15 protein-coding genes, 1 pseudogene and 1 riboswitch are annotated in these 16,860 nt (G+C 62.9%); all 16 genes and pseudogenes read right to left on the minus strand.

All coding sequences use genetic code 11. The features are described 5' to 3' along the window. Nucleotides 1-2: 2 nt before the first annotated feature. A complete protein-coding gene (locus RT91_RS07355) occupies nt 3-1,523 on the minus strand; it encodes a proton-conducting transporter membrane subunit (RefSeq protein WP_035186491.1) in 1,521 nt (506 codons plus the stop codon). Between the two features lies 1 nt (nt 1,524). Continuing rightward, the gene (locus RT91_RS07360) at nt 1,525-2,205 is read right to left on the minus strand and encodes a hypothetical protein (RefSeq protein WP_007421502.1); all 681 of its coding nucleotides are present in this window, start codon (nt 2,203-2,205) and stop codon (nt 1,525-1,527) included. Next, nucleotides 2,205-3,158 (minus strand): respiratory chain complex I subunit 1 family protein, encoded by a 954-nt coding sequence (locus tag RT91_RS07365; protein WP_007421501.1) that lies wholly within the window; start codon nt 3,156-3,158, stop codon nt 2,205-2,207. Before RT91_RS07365 ends, RT91_RS07360 begins: the two co-directional genes overlap by 1 nt. A gap of 86 nt (nt 3,159-3,244) precedes the next feature. Beyond that, nucleotides 3,245-3,307, minus strand: a riboswitch (Fluoride riboswitch). 209 nt (nt 3,308-3,516) lie between these two features. Further along, complete coding sequence (locus RT91_RS07370) at nt 3,517-4,338, minus strand: Coq4 family protein (protein WP_035186493.1); 822 nt, start codon at nt 4,336-4,338, stop codon at nt 3,517-3,519. A gap of 48 nt (nt 4,339-4,386) precedes the next feature. Beyond that, the gene (locus tag RT91_RS07375) at nt 4,387-5,124 is read right to left on the minus strand and encodes a L,D-transpeptidase (RefSeq protein ID WP_240314229.1); all 738 of its coding nucleotides are present in this window, start codon (nt 5,122-5,124) and stop codon (nt 4,387-4,389) included. Between the two features lie 360 nt (nt 5,125-5,484). Continuing rightward, complete coding sequence (locus tag RT91_RS07380) at nt 5,485-6,039, minus strand: SCO family protein (protein WP_035186498.1); 555 nt, start codon at nt 6,037-6,039, stop codon at nt 5,485-5,487. Then, a complete protein-coding gene (locus tag RT91_RS07385) occupies nt 6,039-7,652 on the minus strand; it encodes a methyl-accepting chemotaxis protein (RefSeq protein WP_035186499.1) in 1,614 nt (537 codons plus the stop codon). The genes RT91_RS07380 and RT91_RS07385 overlap by 1 nt, the downstream gene beginning before the upstream one ends. A gap of 383 nt (nt 7,653-8,035) precedes the next feature. Further along, nucleotides 8,036-8,386: pseudogene (locus RT91_RS22500) on the minus strand (hypothetical protein); the annotation flags it as partial. 447 nt (nt 8,387-8,833) lie between these two features. Beyond that, nucleotides 8,834-9,604, minus strand: a complete 771-nt coding sequence (locus tag RT91_RS07390; protein WP_035186501.1) for a cephalosporin hydroxylase family protein — start codon at nt 9,602-9,604, stop codon at nt 8,834-8,836. A gap of 126 nt (nt 9,605-9,730) precedes the next feature. Beyond that, a complete protein-coding gene (locus tag RT91_RS07395) occupies nt 9,731-10,573 on the minus strand; it encodes an NAD(P)-dependent oxidoreductase (RefSeq protein ID WP_013639540.1) in 843 nt (280 codons plus the stop codon). 150 nt (nt 10,574-10,723) lie between these two features. Then, complete coding sequence (locus RT91_RS07400) at nt 10,724-11,971, minus strand: hypothetical protein (protein ID WP_240314227.1); 1,248 nt, start codon at nt 11,969-11,971, stop codon at nt 10,724-10,726. Then, a complete protein-coding gene (locus RT91_RS07405; RefSeq protein ID WP_035186505.1) occupies nt 11,889-13,112 on the minus strand; it encodes a class I SAM-dependent methyltransferase in 1,224 nt (407 codons plus the stop codon). The genes RT91_RS07400 and RT91_RS07405 overlap by 83 nt, the downstream gene beginning before the upstream one ends. Continuing rightward, nucleotides 13,109-13,660 carry a dTDP-4-dehydrorhamnose 3,5-epimerase family protein gene (locus RT91_RS07410; protein ID WP_035186508.1) on the minus strand — a complete coding sequence of 184 codons (552 nt, stop codon included), beginning with the start codon at nt 13,658-13,660 and terminating at the stop codon, nt 13,109-13,111. The genes RT91_RS07405 and RT91_RS07410 overlap by 4 nt, the downstream gene beginning before the upstream one ends. Further along, nucleotides 13,660-14,736: a CDP-glucose 4,6-dehydratase gene (gene rfbG, locus RT91_RS07415; RefSeq protein WP_035186510.1), complete on the minus strand. Its 1,077-nt coding sequence runs from the start codon at nt 14,734-14,736 to the stop codon at nt 13,660-13,662. Before rfbG ends, RT91_RS07410 begins: the two co-directional genes overlap by 1 nt. Then, complete coding sequence (gene rfbF, locus RT91_RS07420; RefSeq protein WP_011941628.1) at nt 14,733-15,503, minus strand: glucose-1-phosphate cytidylyltransferase; 771 nt, start codon at nt 15,501-15,503, stop codon at nt 14,733-14,735. The genes rfbG and rfbF overlap by 4 nt, the downstream gene beginning before the upstream one ends. A gap of 4 nt (nt 15,504-15,507) precedes the next feature. Then, nucleotides 15,508-16,650 (minus strand): glycosyltransferase, encoded by a 1,143-nt coding sequence (locus RT91_RS07425; RefSeq protein ID WP_035186513.1) that lies wholly within the window; start codon nt 16,648-16,650, stop codon nt 15,508-15,510. Nucleotides 16,651-16,860: the final 210 nt, after the last annotated feature.

Here is a 16,860-nt window from a genome sequence, read left to right on the forward strand (position 1 = left end):
GTTCACGACGCCCTCCGCGCATCCGGCATGCGGGCCGAGGCGCGCGCGGCAGGCGCCGGCGCGGCGGCCGGACGCTCGATCACCTGTTCGACCGTCTGGAAATCGCGCCACATCGCGCGCGGCCACCACAGGCCCAGCACCAGCAACGGGATCAGCGCGAGCCACATTGGCACGACGGTCCAGGCCCCGAGCCGCGCCGGCCTCGGCGCGTCATCCCCGGCCGGCTCGAAATACATGACGCGAAAATGATCGAGGAAGCCGATGAAGATCAGGATCAGCAGAACCAGCATCACGATCGCCGCCCAGAGCCCGGCGCCGCGGAAACCGGCGCGCAGGATGGTCAGCTCGCTGGCGAACAGGCCGAAGGGCGGCGCGCCGGTGATCGCGACGGCACCGGCCAGCCAGAGTGCTGCGGCGACCGGAAAGTGGCGCGCATAGTCGCGGATCCGCGTCATCGACCGGGTGCCGAAACTGCGCATCGCGTTGCCGGCGCCGAAGAACATCAGCGACTTGTTCAGGCTGTGGTTGAGCATGTGATACATCGCGCCCGCGACGCCGAACGGCCCGCCGAAACCGAAGCCGAGGGCGACGATGCCCATGTGCTCGACGCTGGAATACGCCATCAGCCGCTTCACCCCGCGCTGGCGCACGATGAACAGCGCCGCCACCAGGAGCGAGGCGGTGCCGAACACCGCAAGGATCTGGTCGGGCAGCATGAACAGCCCGGCCCGGTGCAGCACCGCGAGATAGCGCACGATGCCCGCCATCGCCGCGTTCAGCAGCGCGCCGGAGAGCATCGCCGAGACCGGCGCCGGCCCCTCGCTGTGCGCATCCGGCAGCCAGGTGTGCATCGGCGCCAGCCCGACCTTGGTGCCGTAGCCCACCAGCACGAGCAGGAACCCGGGCACGAGCAGCGCGCGGTCCATGTGCGGCGCGGCATGCCGCAGGACGCGCCAGGTCATGTCGTAGGTCGGCCCCAGGCTGAACGTCCCGGCCCAGTAGAAGATCACCGTGCCAAGAAGCGCCAGCGTGATCCCGGCCGAGACGATGATGATGTATTTCCACCCTGCCTCGATCGCCTCCGCCGCCTGCTCGAACGCGACGAGGAAGGTGCTGACCACGGTCGTCATCTCGATCGCGATCCAGTAAAGCCCGGGATTGTTCATCAGCGGCGCGATGAAGATGGTCAGTGCGAACAGGGCGAAGAGCTGGTAGAACCGCGGCAGCCGCGCTTCCTCTCCCGGCATCCGCATGTAGCCGCAGGCATGGATCGAGGCGAGCAGATAGACCACCGCAGCGCACAGGATGATCCAGGCGCCGAGCGGATCGACGATCAGGTAGCGCCCGAGATAGCGGGCGCCGGCGGCAGGGGCGGAAACCGTCATCGCGACCGCGGCGATGAAGCAGAGCCCGGCCGCGGCGAGGTTGAGCCGCTCCGCGAGACGCGGCCGCGGCGCGGCCAGCATCGCCAGCACCGCGAGTGCCGGCGCGCCGATCAGGACCGATGTCGCGATCCCGGTCATCTCAGCCCACCAGCCGCCGCAGTTGCAAGGCACTCGTGCTGCCGACCTGCCCGACGAGATAACGCACCAGCACGCCGAAGCAGACGACGACGATGAGCAGGTCGAACAGGATCACGAGTTCGAGCAGCATCGGCATGCCGGGCACGAGAATCTGCGTGCCGAGGAAAATGCCGTTCTCGAGGACCAGCAGCCCGAGAACGTGACTGACCGCCTCGTGCCGCACCGCGAGCATCAGATAGCCGATCAGCTTCATCGACAGCATGACCGTCAGCGCCAGCACGACGACCTCGGCTGTCAGGTGCAGCGCCTGCGTCATCCGCGCGGCGACGACGAGCGAGAACACGACGGCGCCGGCGCCCAGCACCAGACTCGACCCCGGTCGCAGCAGCGGCTCGAGTTCCCGCTCGATCGTCAGCCGCCGGATGATGCGGAGCAGCAGGTAGGGCAGCAGCGTTCCCCGGAACGCCAGGGTCAGCAGCGCGATGACATAGAGTTCGGGATAATGGTCGATATACCCGACCGCCGCCGAGAGCAGAGCGATCGCCCACGATTCCGCGGCGAAGGCGATGAGGTAATGCCGCAGCCAGCGCGAGCCGAGCATGACGAAGGCAAGCAGCAGGCTCGCGATGGCGAGAACGCCGAACAGCGAGGCTTCGACCGGCGTCGCGTGAAACCCGTGCATCACCCGAGTCCGATCTGCGTGCCGATGATGGCGAGGACCGCCAGCAGGAACGAAACCGCGAGCGGTTCCTGATAGCGGTAGAAGCGCAACCGCGCCTGGATCGTGTCGACCGTCACGATGGCACAGGCGACGATGACGAATTTCACGATCACGCCGGCCGCGCTGCCGAGCACGCCCGGCGCCAGCCCGCGCGTGGAGAGGAACCACGGCATCGTCAGCACGTTGCAGAAGATCGTGTAGAGGATGAACTGCTTCATCATCGACGCCCATTTGAGCAGGGCGTGCAGCGGGCCGGCATATTCGAGCACGCGCGCCTCCTCGATCATGTAGACCTCGATATGCGTGCTGGAATGGATCGGCAGCCTGTCGGTCTCGACCGTCAGCAGGATGAAGAACGCGGCGACCAGGAACAGGTGCGCGGGACCGAGATAGACCGCCGGGCTCGCCACCAGCAGGTGGTTCACCACGAAGGGCAGCATCGACCGCGCGAACAGGGTGATGCCGACGAAAACGAGGATCAGCGTCGGCTCCGCGAGAATGCCAATGACCGCCGCGCGGCTGGACCCGATCCCGCCATAGGCACTGCCGGTATCGAGCCCGGCCAGGGTGATCATGAAGGAGCCGAGCGTCAGGATCAGCCCGCCGCCGAGAATGTCCCCCATGTTCGAGAGCGGCAGCGGATAGTTTGTCAGCACCGGAATGAGGATCGGCACCGTCATCATGCAGGTGAAGGCGACGACGGGCGTCACCCAGAACAGCCACGAGGCCGTCTCCGGCACGACGATGTCCTTGTGGAACAGTTTCCACAGATCCCGGTAGGGCTGCAGCACCCCCGGGCCGTGCCCGCGCTGGATCCGCTCCTCGAACTGGACGATGCACCCCTGGATGAACGGCGCCGCCGCGATCGTGAACGCCACCTGGCAGGCCTGCAGAATGGCGTCGCGCACGGTCATGAGCGCAACCGATGGTTCCGTCGGGCTGAATGAAGGCAGTTCCGGCCAATACGCACCATGATACCCGTCCTCCTCCGCTGTAGCGGATATGAACAGGAGTCATCGGCCCCACGGGCGGTTACACGGTGAACTCCATCACCGGCATCGGAATGCGATACAATTCAACCCTCGCCTGTCCGCCCACGCCTGTCAATCGGAATCGTCGAGGCCGAAGCACAGGGGGGCCGGACGGCGCGATCTCTTGGACTGTCCTCTACCGCAACGCACCGTCATCAATGTGGCGGATCCGCGATCAGCCCGGTCGGCTGCGCACCCACCGCTTCCGCGGGAGGCCGCGCCAGCGCCGGCGGATCAGAAATCAGACCGTCCGCGCCAGCGCGGAGAACGGCCCGCTGTTCCAACCCGTCGCCGTTCGGATGCGGGCGATCACCGCGCGATAGGCCACCGGTTCGGCGAGGTTGAGCCGGGCGCGCAGTTCGTCGAGATCCTCGGCCAGCAGCGCCTCGATATCGAGGCTCGGGATCCACGCCGCCGCGCGCCCGATCCGCCGCGCCTCGCGCACGGCGGCGAACACACCATCGCCGTCGAGCCCGGCCTTGCGCAGATAGCGCCGCACCACGAACGGGCCGGTCGTGCTGATCAGGCGGAAGGCGCGGATGCGAAGCTGCTCGTAACTCACCGCGAGCACACAGACCTCGCCCAGTTCGTCGCGGCCATAGCCGGTGAGGACATGATAGAGATCATGCATGTCGCGCGACGTGTAGCTGGAAAAGAGTCTGATCGGCTCGGGCAGTTCGCTGAGCTTCCGGGTCACCGCCGGCGTCGCCTCGATCAGGCCGCGCGCGGACAGCCCCTCGCGCTCCATGAAGGCGAGATAGTGCCGCCCGAGCGAATTCGGCTTCAGGGTACGCAGGTAGTCGTGATCATCGAGCGTGCGGGCGAGCGACCGCTTCTCGCGGATCACCGCCTGCCCGGCGGGGAACGATACGAAGCGGCGGAACACCCGGCGCTGCGAACGCCCGGCCAGCGCGATGCCCATCAGCGCCACCTGCTGGGTGTCCTCCGGGTCGCGGGCCAGGCGGATCAGCGCGCGCACCGCATCGAGTGGCCGGATGCGCTGCCGCGGAACGGTCGCCAGAACGGCGTCGATATCCTCGGGCCCGATGATGCTGGCGGTCATGCTTGTCCTCCGCGAACGGGGCTGGTGTTAACTTTGAAATATTCATTATCATTTTTTAGCAATTTCTGAAAAATCAAGATTGCCTGGCCCCGCGCTGGGGCCGGGAATGCGGCGCAGGCCGCCCACCCCCCGCGTGATCATCACCAGCGCGCCCGGCAGGATCATCCGCGCGAGGCGAATGACCGCGCCGGGCGCCATCTGCACGCACCCCCGCGATGCCGGCCGGCCGAGCATGCCGACATTGGCCGTCCCGTGGATGAAGATATCGCGCGCCAGCGTGTCGACATCGCCGCCCTGGTTCCAGCCCGGCTGCAAACCCTCGAGCAGCAGGATTCGCCCGACGATCAGCCGGCTCGCGGCAAGGTGACCCGGCGCGAGGACCGGCTTCGCGAACCGGCCGGTTGGCCCTGCGGCATTCAGGACCTGGTCCGCCGGCCCGCCCCGCCCGAGTTCGCCGACGACGCGAAATACCCCAACCGGCGTCCGGTCGCTGCCGCGGCGCTGGCCGACCCCGAAACGGGAGGTCGAAACCCGCCAGCCGGCGCGATACCGCCCGTCGCGAAACAGGTCGAGCCGCTCGCGCGCGATATCGACGACGATGAAATCCCGATCGCCCGGCGCCGGATACCGCCGCGCCAGCCGGCGCCAGTCGGCCGCGAAGGCCCGCCGCCGCCATCGCGCGCGCAGCACCGCAAGGTCGCGCCGAACCCGCGCCGGCAACCGCCGTTCCGCAACCCGCGCCTCACCCGCCGCCGCTTCCGGCCCCGCACTCCGCCGCGCGGGCACCGCCAACGCGCTTCCGGCGGATCCCAGCGCCAGCGCAACTGCCAGTCCATATCCGATCGCCCGAAGCCTCATCACCTCGCCCCGAAACCCTACGGAATCACCACAACCTGTGGGAGATCGGCATCTCCGCCGGCCACATCAAGTTCAGCCGGCGGAAACGCGCGAACAAATGCCCGGCACGCCCCTTGCGGATGATCGCAAAAGCGGGCGTTCCATCCCTGTCCGAGAGCAAGATGGTGTTGAGACCAACCGGGGGCGTCACGGGCTGGCGCACCTGCTGGCAGCCGAGGAGCGGTCAGGACGATGAACGACCTCTCGGAGACGGACGGCAGCGGATCAGATCATGGCATCGACCAGGGTTCACTCCCTGCCGGGTTTCGGAACCGGATATCGCCGCAGCGCGCTGGCGAGCGCATCGGCGGAAAGCCCGTCGGGCAGCACGGTTGCCAGTTGCCCCGACGGCGACAGGAGATAGATCAGGCCGCCATGGGTCGGCTGCCCATTCGGTCCGTTCGGCCAGGCCACATACACATGGAATGCTGCGATCGCTTCGCTTACCTGCCGTTTGCTCCCGCCAAGGCCTTCAATACGGGGAGAAAACAAAGAGGCGTAATGCGCCGCGGCCTTCGGACGATCATGCCGGGGATCCACAGTGATGAAGACCGCATCGAAAATCCTGTTGCGCGGATCTGCCATTTCCAGCGCCCGCGCGAGGTGCGTCAAGGTTGTCGGGCAACGATCTGTGCATTTCGTATAGCCGAAGACCACCAGCAGATATCGCCCACGGAACCGCGCCTGCGTCACCACCTTCCCGGCGCCGTCCTGCAGGGCGAATCTGAAAGCCGGCGGCGGTGCCGCGATGCAGGCGGCGGGCCAACCAGCCAGTCCGGCAAGAAGCGCCCGACGGCCAGGCATCAGGCCATTTCCTTCGCTGCCGCCGGCCGATACCGCGATGGGGGAGCCGCGGCATCGTCGACAACGAAGCGTTGCTGAAGTGTCATCATATGCCGCGCCTCAGCAAGAAGGCTATTGGCCGCGGCGTTCGCCTCTTCCACCATAGCGGCATTCTGCTGCGTTACCTGATCCATGTCGCCGACGGCCTGGCTGACCATTTTCAGTGACGAGGCCTGTTCGTTCGCGGTATCGCTGATCCGCCGGACCATTTTGTCGATGTCGTTGACCTGCGACGCCAGGCTCGCCAGCACGGCACCGGTTCTGTCGACGGATTCAACACCTGATCTGACCTGGGTTTCGGCCGTGGCGATCAGCTCCCTGATTTCCTTGGCGGCATCGGAGGTCCGTTGGGCAAGAGCGCGTACTTCCGAAGCGACCACCGCGAAGCCCCGTCCCGCATCGCCTGCGCGTGCGGCCTCCACACCGGCATTCAATGCCAGCAAGTTGGTCTGGAAGGCGATGTCGTTGATCACACCGATAATTTGCGCGATCTGCCGGGACGATTCATCGATCCGTCCCATCGCTGTCATCGCCTCATTCACGACTTCGCTTGACGCACGGGTCATTTCATGCGCCTTGCCGGCCAGATCGCGCGTGCTCACCACGTCATCCAGAGTCCGGCTGAGCCCCTGCGAAACTTCGGCGACCGTCGCCGCAGTTTCCTCAAGCGAAGCGGCCTGCCGTTCGGTCCGCCGCGCCATGTCTTCCACGGCAGTGGCAATCTCTGCTGAGCCACTTTCGACCGTTCCCGCCTGAACCACCAGGTCACGAATCACGTCATTCAACTGCTGCGCCGCAGAGTTGAAATCACGACGCAGGACATCGTATTCGGAAGGAAACGCATCGGTCAGCCTCTCGTTCAGCTTGCCGTGCGCAAGGCCGGATAATCCGCCGGCCAGCGCATCGACAACGTCCTGAAGCCGTGCGGCCTCCTGCTCGCGGGCTCTTGCCTGCGCCGCCTGTTCGGTTGCGCGGGCAGAACGTTCATCCAGTGCCTCCCGTCCTGCTCGTTCAGCTTCCTGCGTGGCCAATTCGGCCCGTCTGACGCTGTTTTCGCTGTCCTCGAACAGGGCATTAATCGAATTTGACATCAGTATGAGCGAAGCCGCTTCGGCGACGAGGATCGAGGCATGCAGAATAACCCGCCGGAAATCCGCGCCGTCAGGAAACACCAAAGCCGGAGCGATAAAGTTCAACAAGAGGTGATGAACCGCGACAGCACCCGTCGCCATGATGATTGCGTCGCGGTCGCAGCTGGCCGCAATGACAGCAAGGGCTGCAAAATAGTACATGTGCAGATCAATCTGCATTTCGCTGCCTCGCGCGGCCGCAACCATCACCGAAATGACCGCAACGAATGCGACCGCGGTCGTCAGGCGCGAGGACTTGCCCAATGGCGCCACTTTCCAGCAAATGTGGCAGATGCCGGCAAGCACGATGCCCATGATCAGCGGCGCAATCCAGCCATTGTCCGAGAGATATCCGGTGAGAGCTGCAGCGCCGGCATTCGCCCACATCCAGATGACCAGAAGGCGGCTGACGGAAAGGCGCAAGGTACTGATCTTGTCAGTCATGACCGAGTGTCCTTCACGGGGATGACCGAACACCCGCCGAGATAACGCGAATCGAGTACGGCCCACGCACCGGTTGAAAGAGGCGCCATCCCGCCAGACGCCGGCGCGAGGACGACGATATTCTTGGACAGCCCAAACCGGACCACAGACCCCGCCTTCATGGCGGCAAGAAAGATCTGTGTTGTGGTCCACCACGGCGGATACAGAAGCGCGACCGTACGACTACCCGGCACAGGCCTTAGTTCCAGCCAGATACACGCCAGCGCCGAAATCACCATAAGTCCGAGCCCGGGAAGCCATTGAATCAGACGAGAAGCCATAAATATTATCTACTTGTTTCGATAAATAACTCCGTCAATCTGATAGAGCCAACCATTTTAACGTTAGGTAAAAGGGCCAAAATTTCCGTGTGTTACATTCTGTTCCGACTCGGACATGCAACGAGCAAACCCTCGGGCAAGGAGCATGACGGAGGCGGCATAGAGGGGGATTTCGGCTGAGGTGACGGTTGCCTCGAAGTCCTTGGCAAGCCGACCGTTCCGATTGATAGGTGCGAAGTAGCGTTCACCGACCAACCGCCAAGCTTGGACGGCGAAGCCGACTTAGTCCTTGGGTTTGCACACCGTGGCGATCGTGATTGGACTTGCGGAGGCAACGCGATCACCGGCATATCCGGCATGGGCGTAAACGAGTGCCACGAACGGCCTGCGGCCCCGCGAAGCTCGCAATGCCGGGCGGTCCCTTCACCATCCGTAACCATCCGGCGGATGGCCAGATCACCAAGCTCGAGCCTGCAAAGTGGGAGATGTACGGCATCGGAGAGCTCGGCTTGCTCCAAGCACATCTCATCGGTCTAATGTGAACCAGGCCCGACCAACATCGCGCCAGAGCCCCTATTCCACGCCGAGCCCCGATTCCAATTCAGTTCCGTTTGACACGCAACAAGCCGTTAGCATTGAAACACGGCGTTGATGCTCATGTGCCGCAGGCCATAAAAATATTTATCAAGCGATTTAAACTCACCAGCAAAAACTTGACTACAATCGGCCCACTCGATGATTACGCTTCCAGCCGTCAAAATCTGATAATCGCATCACATTCAAACCCGATTTGAACAAAGACACACCATGCGACCTTGTGATATTCAGATCATTGCCCGACAAAACTCGCTACCAGGATCATCAACATGTGCGTCTGAGCCAACCATCATGGGCAACAGTAATCATAAGCTTGTCGGGGATCAATTTATCAATCTGGAACTCGGGATGGTTCTTTAGGTAGGCATGGACAGCGGTCTTCGGATTATTACCCACCCCCCAAGGCCGGTCAGGATAGGCGTCCGGTTCCATATCCTCGATCAGTGTATCAAAAACCACGCAGTAACTACCGACGGAAACGAGCGATGCATAGGCCTCAAGCTCGGCATAGACATGGTCGTGGGTGTGATTGCTGTCGAGGCACACGAGAACATTCCGATGCGCCGACGCGATGCGGCCCACCTCGGCAATCACGTCCGCCGAAATCGATGATCCCTCGATCATCTCGATCCGCGATCGCATCGGATGCGCATCGATGGCCGTCCGATTATGGGCGCGAATGTCGATATCGATACCGAGGACTTTCCTGCGGGATACAGCCGGCTCCAGTGGCTCGCCTGCCTCGATCGCCTCACACATATCCAGAAGCGCCAGCATCGACGCTGAGAAGATGAGGGACCCCCCATGAGCGATACCGCACTCGACAATTAGGTCAGGCTTTACCTCCCAGATCAACTCTTGCATCGCGATCACGTCGGTCGGGTACTGGATGATCGGTCGCCCCAGCCAATGAAAATTATACGAATATTGGCAAGGCACCGAGGCGCGGAGAAATTCAGCCGCCGCCGCGGGCAGACGCCCATTGGCTTGCATCGCTGCAACGCGATCGGGAATCTCGGATTTGAAATCACTCATGGCGATATCTCGACATTAATGCATCTGCTCCACTCCACCACTCCGACCTCCGCACGATTGCAAAACTCCCCTGTCTTCGTCGCCAATATTTCGGAAGGTGGCAGCCTCCGATGGCAACCGCGCCCCTCACGCCTCCGCCCCGGAGTCGCGCAAGCCGACGACCAATGGCGGGTCGGTCAAGTTTTCCGGACGGGCGCCAAAATGCAGGAGATCTCTGCGGTCGTAGATGTCAGCGATACTCTCCGCCAGCGCGCGCACCGTAATTCCTTGCCCACTCGATATGTTAACTGCCCCGATACGCGTACTCTCAAGTTCGTCGACCAGCAGACGCGCCGCCTCACGCACATCCATGAAGTCGCGCACCTGCTCTCCCCTCGTCAATTCCACCGGCTTGCCGAGGGCCAACTGTCGGTGAAGATAAGACACCAGCCGTCGTTCATCCTCCCCGGGCCCGTAAAGATAGAAAAGTCGTGCCCAAAGAAACGAAACTCCCTGTCTTGGCAGCCACTCGCGCAACGTCAAATAGGCTGCGGCCTTGGCAGCCGCGTATGGCGTCGTCGGGTCCAATGGCGTCATATGTGTGAGATAGCCAGGGGAAAGATCGTATTCGAAGCATGTTCCGACGCCGACAAATCGCCCTACGCCCGCACGTGCGACTCCCTGGGCTATGCGCAGGGTGCCTGCGAGGCAGTCGACATTCTTCCCGGACGTCAGGTATTTCCCCGGCTCCGCATACCAAGCCGCGTGCAGGACAATGTCAGTCTCGGCAGCCACTTCGGACCACCATTCAGAAGTTTCGGCAAAAAGATCCGGCGTCTCCACCACTTCATCACTAATTCCGAGCCCAACCAGGCGCCCCACGGTCCCGGTCCGCACCACACAGCGAAGATCGTTCCCCCGTGCTTTCAGGACCTGAGCCGCCGCCCTGCCAACAAAACCTGTCGCACCCGTCAGCAGAATCCGAGCCATCAGAAAATTCCGCCCCCCTCATCGGACTGCACAATCCACGCCCTGCTGAACGCCACATTTTCCGGTCGTCCCGATCCTGTAACAGGAGACCCACGCCCGACCTCCAGTATTTGCGTCTTCACAAAAGCAGCCCAGCTGGATATTCGAAGCTCACAATGTCATCGTCTGATTGAACAAATTCTGAAACATGACACATCCCTCCGAGTTCAACCACTTCGAATTATTGACGACATCTGCAATATCGTCTCGATTCAGGCCTACTTCCGGATCCAATAGATTCGCATACACAAGACCATCATATCGTTCCATATTAAGCCGCACGATTTCTTTGGATAGCAACGGAAGAAGGTCCGGTGCGATGACATCACGGATATAAGACAAGCTCAGGTGTAGCGGAATTGCCTTTGCCCATGGCATGAATGCCTGGAAGGGCATCGTCTTGATGTCCCGTAGCTCGCGGGCGATGAGATCGAGGACGTTCGTCGTATCGCGCAATAGTACTGAGGTTTCCGATGATCTGAATTTGTATTCAGCCATGAGTGCGGCAACGAAAGTCCAATCACAGGCAGGGAAAAGACAGGCCATGAATGGCATATGTTTACTAAGTACAGTCCTATATTTATCTTTATTGAATATTCCGTAAAAAATGCTGTTGTCCGACGGCAGCGGCGCCGAGAGATAACGAACAAGCCGCTCTTCCTTCGTATCGTGGCAGAACTCGAAATGCGACGATATCGCAACCGTATGGATGTTCTCGATCAGTTCATTAACCGTCGTGCCCGTGGAACGCAGCGTCTTCGGACTGATGGAGATCACGTCGTGAGGCATGTCCTCGATTTCACGTCGGTCGAGACTCAACAGGAAGTCGTCGTCCGCAACCAATACGAAATTCCTTGTCGTGGTCATGTCGAGCGCCCGCTCGATTCTCCGGAAGAAACACTCCTCCAGTCGAAAATGCCTGACGAACCTGTTTTCGAGCGCGCGCCGGTAGCCAGGTTCGATTTCACTGGCGACGATGATGGAAAAGTCCTCGCCATACTCACCGGCCAGGAGATCGACGTGATATTCGATCCAGGCTGAAATATCCCGCTCCCCTCTCGTCGGCAGAATCAGTGTCAGCCCATCCTCGCAACTCATATCGCCCACTTCCCTTCGCTCTCCCCGCATGGCGTGGTCACCATCCTTCTGGAAGCCGCCAGATGTGCAGGAACGATCATGCCACGGCCGTCGCCGCACGGTACTCGACGCGCCATCGCGCAGATCCGCAACAGCACCGGCCCTCCGTCGCCCCCACGGATCCTGTTCGAAAGGACAGTCATAGAAATGTGATCTCCGGCACAGCCACGGCGAATCGTCCTCCCCAGTCGCGAACATAGCTGTGACGCTCGACGATCTCATCCGCGATGTTCCACGGCAGGATGAGGACAATATCCGGTCGTCGCTCGCGCAGGGCCGCCGGCGGGACCACAGGCAGGTGGCTTCCCGGCAGGAATTTCCCCTGCTTCGATTCCGCAGCATCAACGACATAGGGGAGAAGATTCGGTCGTATGCCGGCGAAATTCAGCAGCGTGTTGCCCTTCGCCGCCGCCCCGTATGCAGCGATACGGGTCGACCGCCGCCGCTCGTCGACCAGAAAGCCCAGCAGATTGTTCCTGATACCGTCCGCAATCGCCTGAAATTCCGCATATGTCGTCCGCTCGAACAGGCCGAAGGCGCGTTCGGTCGCCATCATCCGGCCGACGCTTTCAGCCTCGGGGCGCGCGTCCTCGGCGTGACAGCCGTAGATCCGCAGACTTCCCCCGTGGGTCGGCAGTTCCTCGACATCCCAGATCCGCAGCCCGTGGCTGTGAAAGATCCGCGCGACGGTGGTGAGTGAGAGATAGGAGAAATGCTCGTGATAGGCGGTATCGAATTGTCGCCCGGCAATCATCCGCAGGAGATGAGGAAACTCCAGCGTGATGACCCCGTCCGGCTTGAGGGCTGCCTGCAGTCCGGCGGTGAAATCGTTGATGTCGGAGACATGGGCGTAGACGTTGTTGCCGATGATCAGGTCCGCCCGGCGCCCCTCGGCCGCGAGCCGTTCGCCGAGTCCGCGCCCAAAAAAGGCACGCAGGACCGGAATTCCAATGCGTTCCGCCGCTTCCGCCGTGTCCCTCGTCGGCTCGATCCCGAGGCAGGGAATGCCGGCTGCAACGAAATTGCGGAGCAGATAGCCGTCGTTCGATGCGACTTCGATGACAAGGCTGTCTCCGTCCAGGGCAAGACGCCTGGTGATCATCTGCGCATAATGTCGCGCATGGTCGAGCCAACTCGACGAGGTCGAGGAGAAATAGGCGTAATCGGCCGCGAAAAGGTCTTCCGGTGCGGCGAAATCCTCGGTCTGGACCAGCCAGCACCTGGTGCATACGAAGAGCCTGAGTGGCAACGTGATTTCCGGTCGCCGCAGCTGTTCGGGTGTCAGATAGGCATTCGAAGGCGGAGCGAAGCCGAGATCGAGAAATCCCTGATCGAGATCGGCGGCGCAGTGGCGGCACATCATTGTGGAAATCCCGTGAACAGGGCAGGCAGCATCGGCAGAGCGCGGTCGCGATCGGAAAGTCCGCCGACCATCATCGGCCAGTCTATGCCAAGTTGCGGATCGTCGCAGCGCACGCCTCCTTCGGCCGCCTGCGCGTAATGCGCGGTGTGGATATACAATAACTCGCTGTCATTTTCGAGCGCCTGAAACCCATGCGCGACCCCCTCGGGGATCACCAGCATCCTGCCGTTGGCCGCAGACAGTTCCTCGGCGTGCCACCGCAGGAGTTGCGGCGACCCCGCGCGCAGATCGACCGCGACGTCCCAGACCCTTCCACGCAGGCAGCGGATCAGCTTCATTTCGGCATGCGGCGGAAACTGGAAATGCAACCCCCGGACAGTGCCTGAGCGCGCTGTCAGCGAGCGGTTGATCTGCGCGATCTCTCGCGTGCCCAGCAACGGTGCAAGATCGCGCGAACAGAAGCAGCGCTGGAACGCCCCCCGCGCATCGGCGACGACCGGGCTCTCGACAACCACCACGCCGGGCAACGCCGTCTGACGGATATCCATTACCGGCACCACACAGCATCGCCGCGCGCGGCATCCTGTTCGAACGCATCGACCTGGTTTTCGCTGCACGCTAACCCGTGGGTCGCGTGGTGCCGGTACCAGGCCACAGTACGTTCGATGGCCTCGCCAATCTCCCAGACCGGACGCCAGCCGAGTTCGGTGCGTGCCCGCGCGCTGTCGAGGTTGAGTTGCCCGGCCTCGTGCGGCCCCTGCATGTCTTCCGCGCGCCAGCGAAGATCGGGCCAAAGGGCGGCAAAGGCTTCGAGAAACGTGGCAACCTCCAGATTCGCCTCCGGCCCCGGCCCGAAATTCCATGCGGTCGCGAACATGTCGTCGCCTCGCAGCAGCCGGGCGCCCAGCAGCAGATACCCGCTGAGCGGCTCAAGCACATGCTGCCATGGCCGTGTCGCGCGCGGCGAGCGGATCTGCACCTCGGCGCCCGCCGCGATGGCGCGCACGATATCGGGCACCAGCCGGTCCTCCGACCAGTCCCCCCCGCCGATCACATTGCCCGCCCGTGCCGTGGCGATGAGCGCCGCCTCGCCGCCAGCGAAGAATGATCGCCGGTAACTCGCCGCCAGCAGTTCGGTTGCCGCCTTCGACGCACTGTAGGGATCATTGCCACCAAGCGGGTCGGTCTCCCGATAGCCCCAGCACCATTCGTTGTTCTGGTAACATTTGTCCGAGGTCGCGATGACGACTGCTCGCAATCCGCCGACATCACGGCAGGCCTCGAGCAGATTTGCCGTGCCCATGACATTGGTGTTCCATGTCCCGAGCGGATCGCGATAGGACCGCCGCACCAGGGACTGGGCCGCGAGATGAAAGACGACCTCGGGACGCACCTCCCGCACGGCCTCGCGCAGGGCTGCCGCGTTACGCAGGTCGAGGCGACGGGAGTCGATCCCGAGCCCAAGCAGATCCCAATGGCTTGGCGACGTGTCAGGATCGAGCGCGATCCCGCTGACATCGGCGCCGAGGCGCGCGAGCCACATGCTCAGCCAGCTGCCCTTGAACCCCGTGTGCCCCGTGACCAGAACCCGGCGACCGCGATAGGCATCATCGAAGAGGATCATGCCCAGACTTTCCAAGGCGGATCGTGCCGCATCCACAGGCTTTCGAGATGGTTCTTGTCGCGCAGCGTATCCATCGCCTGCCAGAACCCGGAATGCTGGTAGGCCATCAATTCTCCGTCTGTCGCGAGCCGCTCCAACGGCTCGCCTTCCCAGGGCGTCATATCGCTTTCGATATAGTCGAAAACCCCTGGCTCGAGAACGAAATACCCGCCATTGATCCAGGCGCCGTCGCCGGCTGGTTTCTCCTGGAAATTGCGCACCGTCCGGTCATCCAGATTGAGTGCGCCATAGCGGCCCGGCGGCTGGATCGCGGTCAGCGTGGCGAGCTTGCCATGCCCGGCATGGAAATCGAGCAGCGCCGCGAGATCGAGGTCGGTCACGCCATCGCCGTAGGTCAGGCAGAAGGTGTCGTTGCCAAGATATTCGCGAACCCGCCGCAACCGTCCGGCGGTGAGCGTGTCCGCCCCGGTATCGACCAGCGTGACCCGCCACGGCTCGGCGTGGCGGTGATGCACCTGCATCCGGTTATTTCGCATGTCGAAGGTGACGTCGGACATATGCAGGAAGTAATTCGCGAAATATTCCTTGATCACATATCCCTTGTACCCGAGGCAGATGATGAAATCATTGATGCCATGATGGGCGTATATCTTCATGATATGCCAGAGGATCGGCTTGCCGCCGATCTCGATCATCGGCTTCGGCTTGAGGTAGGATTCCTCGCTGATGCGCGTGCCCAGCCCTCCCGCGAGAATGACCGCTTTCACGATATCACCCGCACGGCGTGGCAGCGGGGGCGCATCTGCCTGGCGCCGGCGGGATCGCATCGAGCAGGGCGCCGGCGAGCCTGTCGAAACCGACCTCCCGCCCCGCCTGCAACGCCTGCGCGCGCATCCGCAGCCGTTCCGCCGCCGGCAGTTCGGCCGCCTCGATCATCGCCCGCAGCAGATCCCCCGTATCGTCGGCGCGATAGACGAGCGCGTCCTCGCCCGGGCGGACCACGTCGAGCAGTGCCGGCAGATCGGGAACGATCGCCGGCCGGCCGAATCCGAAAGCGAGGGCGAGCGCGCCCGAGGTCAGGATCCGCCGGTAGGGGAGCACCATGAAATCCGCCGCCCGCACGACGTATTGCACCACCGCATCGTCGACGAATCGCGGAATGAGACGGATCCCCGGCCTCGGCTCGATATAGCGCTGCTCGAAATAGCCGCCCTGGCGGCCCGCCAGCACGAGGCGGGCCGCCGGTATCAGCGCGTTGAGGGCGGTGAAGCCGTCATGCAGCCCGCCAAGATCCTTGTAGCCGCGGTTGGCCCCGAGATTGGCGAACACGATATCCGAGTCCGCGAATCCGAAATAGCGGCGGGCGGCCGCATCGGTGATGTCGTCCGGATAGGCGGGGGCGAGATCCGGACACCGCATCAAGACGATCCGCTCGGCCGGCGCGCCAAGACCGAGCGCCAGGTCCACCCCGGTGCGACAGTGCACATGCACGACGTCCGCAAGCCGCGCGAGTCCCTGGCGCAAGCCGAGCGACAGCGCCGGAAAGCGATCCTCGTGCGGCGCCGCATTATGCACCGTCCAGACCAGCCGCCCGCCGCGGGCGCGGAATGCGGCCAGCCGTTCGAGAGCGTCCGAAATCGTGGCCGCCACCTCGCTTTCGCCGCCGGCATCGGCGTAAAGCGCGTCTTCCCAGTGCAGATGGAACACGGTCCGCCGCCGTGCCGCCGCCTCCAGCGCCATGGCGATCGTGCCGGACTCCACCTCGGCGCGCTCGGCGAGCGCCGCCGCAAGCAGGCTTTGGTATGGTACACTGCCCCGATAGTCGGGGAAAAACAGCCATAACGCGCCGTTCTCCCAAGGGGCGTCCAGCGCGGCGGAGGATAGCGCGACGGTTTTGGACCTGTTTTCAACCATGCCGGAAGTCTACCGGCAATTTCCTAATATTCAGCTAACCACAGGTACCGCCACGACAAATGGGAACCTGTCCGCAAAGCCGTTCGCGTGTCAAACCACCCTGAGCGCTGGCGGCATGGACGAAGGCAACCGCTGGCGGGCCGGCATTTTATTTTGAATACGGAACGTTTATGGCGCGGCGGGGCGATGCGGCGTCAGGCGGGTTTTTTG

It is taken from the genome of Acidiphilium sp. JA12-A1, from assembly GCF_000724705.2.
Lineage (GTDB): Bacteria > Pseudomonadota > Alphaproteobacteria > Acetobacterales > Acetobacteraceae > Acidiphilium > Acidiphilium multivorum.